Here is a 13,008-nt window from a genome sequence, read left to right as displayed (position 1 = left end):
GTCAATATAAAATCAGGAAAATATTCCTAATAACAAATTAGGTCGAATTTTAAAACATCATCCTCGGTTAGTTGGTTGATACTCACTGCACATCTAAACAAAAGGACCGCCTCGAAAAACTTCCGGGCGGTCCTTTCTCTTGAAATTTATTACTCTTTATTTAAAGAGTTTAAATCAATTACAAAACTATTATCCTGTGATGGATCATTTAATAAAGATAAAATTGCATTTCCCAACATTTTCACCATAGGATCATCACTAGATGGCATTCCTTGAAGAATTTGTTGATTTTGTGGACTAAGTGTTTCATCACCTACGTAATGTTGAATTAATGCATCCGTAATTAGGCTGCCTACAGTAATTGATGGATCTAGCTGTGGAGCTAATTGTGTATCTACTAAAGCCTGTGCTTGAAGTAATGCTTGTTCCTCAGTTAGATTTGGTTGTTGTTGACGAATCATTTGTGCAAGAGTTGATGGAACAAGGGTTTCCATTCCTTTTTCTAAAAACTCCCTAGCGTATTTAGGGAATTCTTTTCCGTTTGTATTGAAATTAATTTCATCAACAGTGACTGTATCGACATGGATTTTTCCATTAGCAATTTCAATATTTCGGTAAGGAGATGGATAAGTAACAAGTGAACCCGTTTCAATATCATATATTGTGTTACCTGCTGCAGTCGTTTTTGAAACGGCGTCCTGTGCATGGAAATGTCCCGTAAATACGATATTTAATCCCGCATCAGCTAATGTTTCCGATACTTTTTGCCAATCTTCAATTACATACTGAGGGAAGATTTCCTCCTGAACTTCAAAGTGCTCAACAATTCCATGATGTGTCATTCCTATAATGAGTTGATTGTTTTCTTTAGCATCTTCAATTTGTTCTAGAATCCATGTAAGTCTTTGTTGATCAATGGCACCAGACGTTTTCGGTTTTCCATCTGCCATATTCGTATTGTATAAAACTGAGTCCATTACAATAATGCGAATACCATCCTTAGGCTGTACAACATAACTTAAGGAATTCGGATCTTGAGCGATTGCTTCACCATACCCAAAATCTTTATACAATTCCTTGTATTCTTCTACAGTTACAGTTGGAACCTGCTCTGTAGCATCTCCTACAAATTTTACTGCATGTGGGTTTTGGATATCGTGATTTCCATGTGTTACATAAACTTTTTTCCCAGCAGCTTCTAATTCTTTTAATACTTTAACTACATTTTGATGACCTACAAGTTCACCATCTTTTGTAAGATCCCCTGATATTAACACGACTTCAGAGTCATTTTCTTTTATTTCTTCTACTGCTGAGTGAAGAACAGCCGCGCTTTCAATTAACAGTTTTCTATCATTTTCTAGATAGGCATTTAATGCTTCACCTGAAGTGCCAAGTGAAGTGTCATAGTAGTGAATATCCGATAGAACAGATAATTTAATAGAAGCCGAGTCTGGAGTTGTATTAGGATCCTCGCCTGGATTTGTTCCAGGGCCGGCACCATTTATATACTCGAAAATTTGCCCTTCATGAGCGTTTCTGATTTCAGCTACATTTGGTCCATCAATAATGATTCGACCTACTTTTGTATCCTTTAAGTCAATGATTGCACCTGGTTGTTTAGGTTTGACTGTTAACGTAACATTTGCCAAGCCTTCACCTGCAAATTCTGCATATTTCCCAGTGAATACTATTCCATTTTTAATTTCTGAATTATGGTCCAGAGTTACAGAAACACTTGGTTTATTGATGATTAATTTACCTGTTTTATAGTTTGTTAAATTGTATATTTTTTCTGCAACGATTGGTTCTTCACTATCTTCAGCATGCAAATCAATTTGCACCATTACTGGGTCGTGGTCACTTGCACGACCAGCCATGTCAGTAAAGTCTGCATTAATATGAAGAATATCAATTTTAGTATTGTCTACTAAATTATTAGATACTAAAATATGATCTAAAACTTGTGAGTTACCTTGGAATAGGTACGTATAACGGTCACTTTCTTCCACATGATTGATCATGTTTGTCATTAATTCACCCTCGTGGATTTTCAGTGACTCAGAGAACTGGAAGTCGTTAAAATCACCAAGTGATACAATATTTGCATCAGGATTATCATTTTTGATTTTTTCTACAAAGTCATAAACAACATTAGCAATCTTATGACGTTGTTCCTCACTTCCGTAAACAGGTGGTTGAGTTGAACCAAATAACGGTGTATCCCCTGATTTTGAATTCCAATGATTTGCAATAACAATAACCTCTTTACCCTGGAACACAAATTGTGCTGCTAATGGCTTTCGGCTATCTTCAAATGCTTCATTTGTTGGATCAATTCGACCTGGATTATGTGTTAGTTTTCCATCAACATAACCAACTGAAGTTGTTGCATCACCAGGAGTCATTCCTTCAGGTATAGAAACTCGATCTGGATTATATAAGAATCCAACACGAATATTCGCGTTCGGTGCACCACCATCTTCGTTATTAATTGGATCGATATTTAAATATTCATATCGAACTCCACTTTCTTTTTCAATTGCATCAATTAAACGTTCATAACTTTCATTTGCAGCTGCATCTCCAGCACCTTGTCCATTATTATCTTGCACTTCTGTTACTCCAACAATATCAGGACTGCCCATATCTGTTCCAATTGCTCTTGCTAATTTAGCAGCTTTGTCCTCTGTTGTTTCGTTTGTATTATTTGAGAAGTTTTCTAGATTGTAAGATGCAATTGTTAATTTATCCTCTGTTTTTACAATCGTTGTTTTTTCTGGCTCCGCACTGCCTTCTACATGTTTTGCTTTCATATATTCATAGTCAGCATAAATTTTATAATTTTGGAACCCATAGTTCACAACACCTTGAATTGGACCAGTGAATTTATCACCTGTTGCGACTTCAAAATCTCTCGCCTCATAGTTATCAAAAAGCTTAAATTGAATACGATCTGGATTTGCGTTATTTTCTTCTAATAACACTCCTCCGTTAATTGTGTTTGTTGCTCTTCCTTCAAGAACTGTTATTAAATCACCGTGTTCTTGAGGAGCAACTGCTTTCACTGTCCCAACTTCTACTAACATTCCCTCTAAACTTTCCCAGAAATCAATTGCATCTTCTTCTGGGTCAAAGTCTGCAAAGCCATCGTTATCAATTACTGCGTTTGGTAGAATATCACTTGTAATTTTAATAGGCTCTGGGAGTTCAACCCCTTTTTCAAGAACTTGCACGATACCATTACGATCGTTTCTAGCATTGATTTGAGTTACAGATAAATCTGTATCTTGCTTCGTGTCATTGTAGCCATCGATATGATATTCGTCGACAGTCCCTGTTACACTTACTAGATCACCGAATTCAACTAAAGCTTGGTTTCCTGTATAAACAACAATTCCTTCTGATGTTTTAGGATTATTATCTATTAAATGATCGGGTGTTTGAATATGGAAATAGTTCCCATTTCCAATCTTATAAGTGTACGTTACTATACCTTCAATATTTTCTACTATTTTGCCATCAAAAGGAGAGTTATGGGATTCACTTTGGATATGATGAATTTGCAACCCATCTTCCTGATTGTAAACAGTATAACTAAATTCTGAAACTTGGCTAGCTGTTAGACCTTCCTTTTTAGCAATTGCTTTTATCGTCATCGCTTCGTTGACAACTATCGGTTCGCTATATAATTGACCATTTGTTAATGGGTCAGAACCGTCCGTTGTATAATAAATTTCCGCACCTTCAGTAGATGTGGATAGCGTCACTTCAGTACTAGCAGGAATTACTCCTGATTGATGACTAGCTGTAACAATTTGAACTTTCGATGAATCTTCTACAATATCTGCTTTACTTCTCGGGATGATTTGGAAATTCCCATTATAGTCTTGAATGATGCCTGTTATGGATTCATAGGAAGTTCCTACAGAAAGCCCTAAAGTTGCAGTTTCATCACGAACGGTAAATTGTGTTCCATCTGTTGCAATATAGTTAGCCCAACCAGTCCCTTCATTAACTGATTGCAAAGTAACATTTTTAACCGTTGCGAGTTTCGATTCGTTTTCTTCTACTAATTCAGAACCATTTAGAACAACTGGTTCAGGCACTCCTACTTGTCCCTTATTTTCAACAAGTTTAGGACTTTGAAGTTGCAATAAACCATTGTATTCGCTTAATGTACCAGTTGATACAATTTCATCACCAACTTGAACATTTAGAGATGTTGGGTAAATTGCAATGGCGCCTGTTTCATCTTGGAGATGGATTGTATTTTTTAGTATTGCTGTAACAGTACCTTTTACTGAAACTTTCCCTTCTCCTTGGGTACGAGCTTCAGCGATTGAGATAATCTCTACTGGTTCTTCTGGAGCTGGGTCTTGTCCAACAATCGAATAGTCTGATGGAGATTTTAATCCAGGAACAGAGAAGTATGCTTCAAGTCTTCCTGTGATTATTACTTCCTTTTTAAAATTCTCTGGATTATCAGCTAAATTAAGGTCATTGCGAATTGCTCCTGTTGGTAACTGTACAGGTAAAATCTTTGATGGATCTGTTTCATTTGGGTCATCTGCTAAACCTATGTTCGTATTAACAGTAAACGGTGGTTCTTGATCATATTTTGAACCACTATTAGCGATACCTACAATATACCCTCGCACAGTAGCTATACCACTATTATTTGCTATTGCTTCTTCTACTGTAATAAATTCCTCGACGATTGTAGTTGTATCAGGAGTTGTTGTTTCAGTAGCTGCAATTACTCTATTTGAGTAATTTTTAAAAGTATATTTATTTAGATCCTTTGAAGCTGATTCTGCATTTATAATTGCTGGGGTTGCTGGTACTACAACAGTTGCTACTAAACTGGCAACTAAAAACGCATTCATACTTTTTTTAAATTTTCGCTTATTCATTTTTATCTCCCTTTTCGTACATATTTTATTCCTTGTATTTTGTCGGACAAACTCGTACTTAAATACTTAATAGAGAGTAGCCCTCCATCACAAAGATGTGCTGGAAGGCTTTATAATGATTAAAAAGTTGTATTTCCAGTTACTTCTAACCCATCGAAATTAAAGCTATCTCCTTCTAAACCTGATAGATCTGCGTTTCCTTCAACTTTGACATTGATAATCTCAAATGTTTCGCTTGGTGTACCTACTAGAATCAAGTCACCTTTAATGGTTGCATTTTCAAGCTTAGCAGCATTTTTAATCGTTATTTTTACATTACCTTCGTAAACTTTTGGTTCACTTGCAGTACCAGAAAATGCATCTTCAGAAATTTCTTGTACAGGAACATCTTGTCCAAATTCATAAACAGCAACTGTCCCTGAAACCTCGTGAGTTGCCACTAATAATGCTTTACCTGTTGGGCTCTCTTCGGCTGAAACAAATACTAAACCTTCAGGAGATACATCCCCTTTAATATTCTCAGAGAAATCACGGCTTGATATTAATGTTACAAATTCAGGTTTATTTACATCCGTTAAGTCGTAAACCATAATACCGCTGAATCGCTCTAATCCAATAAAAGCATAAAGTTTGCCATCAATTTCACCAACGACTGCAGTTTCTGGTTCAGGACCTTTATTATCACTGCGATTATCTACTTCTACCTCTTCATTATCAACATTGAAGTGTTGTGGTACTTTTTCTGCGATTATTTTTTCAAAGTCACTGCCACTATCGAACACTAAATCCATTGTTTCAGCATCGAAAATTGAGAAGCTTCGGCCTCCAAATGCATAAAGTGCTTCGTATTCGCCGTTTTCATTTAATCCATTTTCTTTTGTCAGTTTAATTTTTTCTAATTTTTTAAGTCCGCCATCAGTAATAAATGCGTCTAATTCTTCTTGAGTATATCCTTGATAATTTTCGGCATTTAATTTAATTTTATCTGCTATTTCCTTAAGCTCTGTTTCTTCACTATATGCATCCCAATCTCTTGCATCTCCTTCATTCGGTGTGATGATATAGGTTTTACCACCGACTGTAAATGTGTCAATTGCGTCCGGCATATAGAACGAAAGGAGCGGCAATTTTTGAATATTAATGCCGTCTTTATTGTGTGCATCAATTTCATTACCTTCTACAGAATGATCTTTTACACCAAGACCTTTTACTGAAAGGATTTCACCATTTTCTAAATCTACTGTTGCAATGGCATTATTTTCTTGTAATGAAACATAAGCTGTTTTGCTGTCATTAGAAACTGTTATATATTCAGGTTCAAGCTGCACTAATGCAGAATCGCCTGAAGCTACGAAGGAATTCATGCGAACTTCATCGTCTAACAATGATTCTGTAAATGTTAATGTTATTACATCATCTGTTGTTACCTTAATTAATGGTTCGTTTGATGTTGCTTCATTATTGAAATTTAAATTTATAATAGATATCGAACCTTGAGGATCTACTGAATAATCCTCAGCTGGCTCACCTTCGTTTGCTACAATTGCCTTCGTACCATCTGGTGTGAATGTTACCATATCAGGTAGTGCGCCTACTTGAACATGTGAAATATATTCGCCGTTTTTTGATGCGAAAACAACATATCCTGCATTTGTTTTCGGATCACTTACTGCAGTTATGGCGATTAAATCTTCAGTTGGATGTGAAGCAATGCTTGTAATATCATTGACATTTTCAATTCCAAACTCTGATAAAAGTACTCTTTTTGTTGACGGTACATCAGTAAATTCTCCTGTTTTTAAACTAGAGAATGATATAATATCGAATCCACTAACAGCACCATTTGTCACAAATGCTAATTGACGTTCGGCATCATATGCTAAAATTTCTGTACCTGTTGAACCTACACCGCTGTCATATCTAGCAATTTGAGAAACTATTAAATTTTCTGGATTTGAATTATAGAAGCCTGTAATTGGTTCTGGTTCAACATCCGTACCAGCCACATTCACAATACGGCCTTCTGTTTCAGTCGGAATTGTTTCTAGGCTTTGCAGATGTTCTCTAAAGTTTTCCCAATCGGATAAACCTAAGTCTGTTACTCTTCCTTCATCGTAGGCTTTCTTAAATACTGTGAAACCATCTCCACCTTGGGCTGTGAATGCGTTTGTAGCGACTGTATACATCACATCATCTTGCACTTCAACAAAATTTCCATCAGCATCTTTGTATTCTACTGAAATAACCCGTTCACCAGCAGGTTTAGATGCATCAAATTGAACTCGACCACCAGCTACATGTAAGAATCCACCGTTTTCACCTGGATATTTGCCCACACTAATTTCAAATGCTTCTTTTAATTCAGCTCCGGTTACATCCATTACGGCTAATGTGTTGCCAAATGGTAAAACCTTAATGACTTCACCTACTGTAATTGGACCAGAGTCGATTGCAGCACGGATGCCGCCACCATTTTGCAATGCCATGATTACATTTTTATTCGTAGCTTTTTTCGCCTTTGCAAGCATACCGTCTGTGATTAAATTCCCTAATACAGTTTCGTTTTTACGGACACTTTCACCCGTTGTATTTCCTACATCACCTGTACGTGGGTTTTCTAACGCTACCTCTGCCGTTACACCAATTTCTTCTTGCGCTAATTTATCAACTTGTTCTTTGTATGGTGCAAGTAATGCTTTTGCTTCTGCATCCTCTACTTGATCACCAATTGCAATTAGTTCACCAGCTTGTTTAGTAACAACGCCATTTTCATCGAATTCTACATCTAATACACCTAAATTGCTGTTGTTGGCTCCTGTTTGAACAATAACAGTCGGTGTTGCGTCTTCAGCAATGACTACCGGCTGTGAAAGTGTTGTATGTGAATGTCCACCAACAATGACATCGATGCCTTCAACTTCTTTAGCTAAAGTTAAATCATTGTCTATAGCTGCATTATCGTCATAACCGATATGCGTAATGGCAATAATTTTATCTACTCCTTGGCCTTCAAATGCTTTAACTGCTTTTTCTGCTTCTGCTTTATAGTCCTCAAATGTGATGGCACCTGGGCTTGAAAGATCTTTTGTTTCTGCAGTTGTTAAACCAAAGATACCTACTTTTTCACCATTGATTTCTTTAATAATACCGTTATAGATTTTTCCGTTTTCAGGTTCACTAGAAATTAAGTCAGTGAACAAGCCTTGGAACTTTTCATCTTTAGAGAAGTCGACATTTGAACTTACAAATGGGAACTGTGCGCCTTTAATAAAATCTATTAATCCTTGATGACCTTCGTCGCTAGAACCTAAATCAAACTCATGGTTGCCGAATGTCATTGCATCATACTTCATTAGATTCATAAATGCTAGATCAGCTTGTCCTTGGAATTCATTGAAGTATAGTGTTCCTGAGAATACATCACCGGCATTTAGTAATAATGAACTTGGCTTTTCTGCCCTTACTTCTTTTACTGCAGTTACAGTTTTTGCAATATTATCTAAGCTAGCATGTGTATCGTTCGTATGCATAATTGATAATGTGAAGTTTTTGTTTTGGCCTCCACCAGACCATCCACCTGAGCCTCCGCCAACCCAGGAATTCCCTGGATTCACTTCTGAGCCTTTATCATCTTTTACTTTTTTAATTTTTTCTTTTACACTGTTGTAGTTTTTAATAATAGAAGAAACTTCAACACTTGTTGGGATTACTAAAGTTTCAATCGTAACATTAGCCCCTAATTCTATACTCTTATCTTTATTTTTGGTAACTAGCTCTTTAATTTGTCCAACTAGATTCAGAAGAAGATCAATTGTCTGTTCAATTGTGACTTGGTCAATTGCACCTTTCCCTTTTATCTCTAAATTTACAGTAGTGTTAATTGTTATTTTTTCTGCATCTGCATTGATTTCTAGCATTGATACTTTAGCAGATACTTTTACTTCAGATAATTTTGTATCTGAAGATAAGGATATATTGTTACGTTTTGCATGAACCGATTTAACTTTTGATTTCTTTAAGTCAATTTTTGGCCCTTTTGTTGATTCTGCAGCTATAAAGCCATTAACTGATGCTACTTGGTCTGCAGCACCTTCCTCAATAATTAATTCTCCATTTGCAGTAAGACCTTCAGCTGAAAAGTCAGTTACAACTTTATCTGTAAGAGTAACATTACCAGCCACTGTTACATTATTTAAAGCAACGAAATCAGCATTTACTGTAACAGCTCCTTGGATCGTTGTATTGCCGCCATCAAATACAACAGCTTTTCCTTCAGTGCCAGAAGCGTTAAATGTTAGTGATGAAACTTCTGTAATTACACCATTCGAAACAACTGCTGTTACTTTTGCACCTTTCAAAGCAGTTGCATTTTTAGAATGAAAGATTGGCGTTAAAGAAGAAGCGACATTTAATTCACCTTCAGAAGTTTGAATCGTATTATTTGAAACACTTTCAATCGTTAAAGTAAGCTGTTGATCTTGTTGTTCCGGTTGGTCAGAAGGTTTTACGTTTTCTGCACGGATAACAAATGCAGCTAACTGACCTCGTGTTACATTTGAAGAGCCATCAAATGTAGTTGCTGTTTTACCTGTCGTTACACCGTTTTCATAAAGAGCCGAGATATAATTTTTATAATCACTTCTGACATCTGTAAATGGAAGTGAGTTAGTAGAAGGTTTAAGTTCAAAAGCTCCAGCAAGTATTTTTGCCATATGGTTGCGTTGAACTGGTTCACCTGGACGATACGTATTATCTTCATAACCACTAATAATTCCTGCATTGGCAAGTGCTGCAATAGCGCCATAGTATTGATGACTTGTTGGGATATCTTTAAAGCCCGGATTTTTTACATTTTTAGTATCTAAACCTAGGGCACCAGCAATAATTTTTGCTGCTTGTCCACGAGTAACATGATCGCCTGGACGAAATGTACCATCTTCAAAACCCTTAATTATTCCACGTTCAGCTAGATTCGTCACTTCCTTATAAAAATTATAATTAGAAGGAACGTCTGAAAAGCTTGTATTTGCACTTGTTGTATTTGGTGCTAACGTCGACACCCCTGATGCAGCCACTGTAGCGGCTATCGTAGCAGTAAAATACTTTTGATATTTCTTCTTCTTCAAAGTAATTCATCCCCTTTATTTGGATTAAAATTGTAAATCAACCAATATTTATAGTAGAGAAAGTTTGTAAATTTAAGATAGTAGTTTTGTGAAACAATTGTAAATATTAGATGGTAATTAATAGATTTCTGTTATATTTTGTCGATTTACAAAGTATAAAAGTTCTATAAAATAGTTATTTTGAAGAACTTTAGAGATTGTACATTCACTATTATTAGGTTAAATGTCATAAGGAATTGAGCCTTTATATTGATGTAGGTTTTTAACTTAGCAAATCTTAATCATTATATGGTTGGAAATATATTAATATGATTTTTTTCAAGTATGTAAGTGAAGTCAAATAGGGTAATATAGATAATCAAAATGTTGAACTTGCAACCCTATTCCTATTTTTTATTAAAATAATTACAAATTATGATTATATTTGGGATAATGAAGTAGATTTCAAATTTAATCGAGGTGTTAAAATGAAAAACTTATTACTTCTTCTCGTCTTACTATTCGTATTATTTGGTTGCAATGATAATCGTAAGCAAGAAGAGACGTTACAATTCAATCAACAATTTGATGAGGCGATTGAACTAATGAATCAAAATGAATTTCAATCAGCAAAAGGAATTTTAACAAAGCTGGAGGAAACTTTAAGTTCTAGTAAGGAATCTAGTAAGAAACATAATGATTTACTTAAAAATGTACAAAATGAATTACATAATGTTGAAGATCTAATAGCTCAAAATAAACAATTAGCAACTATACTGCTTGATATTTATGAAAACTACGGGGTTGTGTCACCTAATCATAGCTATCATGAATTAGAATACTCTACTGGAGTTGTCTACACTGAATTAATTGATTTTAATAACGATGCGAAAAAAGAGTTGTATATTTTATTTAAAAGTAATGACTATCAGACCGATGAAATGGAACATCGGAATCAAAATGGATACATAGAAGAGGTATGGGGAGCTTCCGAATCGGACCCATCACTTCTATGGGATGCTTTTTATACGATTGATTCAAGCACAGCATCTGATTTAGCTGTAACATTAGTAAAATTAAAAAATAATACAACAGCTATCAAGCATTCTAGTGATATGACTAGACAAGGGATTGAATATTCGCACAATCTGTTCTTTACGCTTCAGGATAAAACAATTTCTTTAACTGATGAGTTTTATTACGCATTAAACAATAACTTTGAAGAGGATAATTTTTTCTACGGGGTCAATGGTGATACAGTTGATCAGCAAACATATGAAAAGGCATTCGATACTTATGCAGGAGAGGAACAACCAATAATAAAAAGTTCTATTGGAACGAAGGAATTTGCAATGGATCTTTCTCCTATATCCTCTCTAGAAAATGTTATTAACACGTTAACCACTGACATGGGCGATTTTGCCAATGGTAAGGAAGCAACTATGACTCCAGAATTAGAACAAGCAATTACAGATTATAGTTATTTCGGTAATATTGACAAACGCGACACCCTTACCTATGAATCGATGATTGCATATGTCATTTTGCATAACATCGTTGAATCAGATGCTCCAGGGGAATATGGAGCTGGCTATACCGAGCAAACAGTTAAAAATGCTGTAAAAGAATACTTTAACGTCGACTTAGACCCAAGTAGTCTAGATTTGCCTTCTGAGTTTGATTTAGAAAATTGGAATTGGATGTACTATAAGGATGGTATTTTCCAAGTTGCTGCTTCGGATTTTTATGATGACGTAGTAATTCGTAATATTGAAAAAATTGTACAAGTAACAGACGATTTACTTTTTGCAAAAGTAAATGATTTAAACTTTGACTACATGAACCATAGTTTAAATACAAATCTTGACTTTGATTATAATCCTTATATAAATAAACCAATCGAACAATGGCCAGATCATGCTCAGCCATATTTGAAGAGAGAACTCCCAACATACCTTTTATTACATCAAAATAACAATCGATACCAATTGTATTATCATGGAAATAAGGTGATAACGAGTGAGGAGATAGAGGAGTTTTGATTGTAAAAGAATACTTAGTGTGCAAATTTAAGTTGTTCAAATAATAATTACTTTGTCGTTTAAATAGAGCCTGTCAAATCTTCTTAGCAGGCTCTATTTATACTTAATGAATACCTACTAATATTAGCGGAATCGTGGTTTCAAGTTTGGGGTGTTTGATTCAGTTACATTTCAAATAGTAGATTATTCTCTAGTAACTTCTATGTTATAATATAAAAAAACGTGGAGGTAATGAGGATGAATAACGAAATTGCAGAATTGTTACGCTCAGTTTTAAAGGAAGAGTTAGAACCAGTCAATAACCGATTAGACTCAATGGATCAACGACTGAACGGAATGGATCAGCGTTCTGATTCAATTGAGCAGCGTCTACACGGGATGGATCAGCGCTTTGATTCAATTGAACAACGTCTACACGGGATGGATCAGCATTTTGTTTCATTTGAACAACGTCTACATGGAATGGATCAGCATTTTGTTTCATTTGAACAACGTCTACACGGAATGGATCAGCATTTTGTTTCATTTGAACAACGTCTACATGGAATGGATCAGCATCTTGACTCTATCGAACAAGAAGTGAAAGCATTACGAATAGATCATGCTGAACTTCGAAATGAAATTATTGGAACTTTAGGTGACTTCACCGAAAAAATAGCATCCGATGTAGATTATAAAACATCTGCATTAAACAAACGGGTGTTTAATATCGAAACGGAACTTCAGCGATTGATTGGGGATTAATTGTAAATCTAGCATATTTTTTTAAAGGAGATTCTGATTTTTAAAGTTATGGGTCCCTTCCATTAAAATGCATAACAATCACTTGACAAAACTAAAGAAGATTACCAATTTTTGCGAATATGGTAATCTCCTTTTAATATTATGTTTAATTTACTTTTATATTAGGTACATCAATTATTTCAATTTCACTAATCTCTCCGA

At 35.2% G+C, this 13,008-nt stretch carries 4 protein-coding genes; 2 read left to right on the top strand and 2 right to left on the bottom strand.

The features are described 5' to 3' along the window. Positions 1-149 precede the first annotated feature (149 nt). A complete protein-coding gene (locus EKG35_RS09600; RefSeq protein WP_126294230.1) occupies positions 150-4,916 on the bottom strand; it encodes a DUF6359 domain-containing protein in 4,767 nt (1,588 codons plus the stop codon). A gap of 119 nt (positions 4,917-5,035) precedes the next feature. Beyond that, the gene (locus tag EKG35_RS09595) at positions 5,036-10,042 is read right to left on the bottom strand and encodes a choice-of-anchor I family protein (RefSeq protein ID WP_126294229.1); all 5,007 of its coding nucleotides are present in this window, start codon (positions 10,040-10,042) and stop codon (positions 5,036-5,038) included. 467 nt (positions 10,043-10,509) lie between these two features. Between EKG35_RS09595 and EKG35_RS09590 the strand changes: the two genes are divergently transcribed. Next, complete coding sequence (locus EKG35_RS09590) at positions 10,510-12,063, top strand: hypothetical protein (RefSeq protein ID WP_126294228.1); 1,554 nt, start codon at positions 10,510-10,512, stop codon at positions 12,061-12,063. 237 nt (positions 12,064-12,300) lie between these two features. Next, entirely contained in the window at positions 12,301-12,807 is a 507-nt protein-coding gene (locus EKG35_RS09585; protein ID WP_126294227.1) for a hypothetical protein, read from the top strand. Positions 12,808-13,008 lie beyond the last annotated feature (201 nt).

Origin of the sequence: Lysinibacillus telephonicus (assembly GCF_003966145.1) — a bacterium.
Taxonomy (GTDB): Bacteria; Bacillota; Bacilli; order Bacillales_A; family Planococcaceae; genus Ureibacillus; species Ureibacillus telephonicus.
This window is presented reverse-complemented; position numbering and strand designations above follow the sequence as displayed.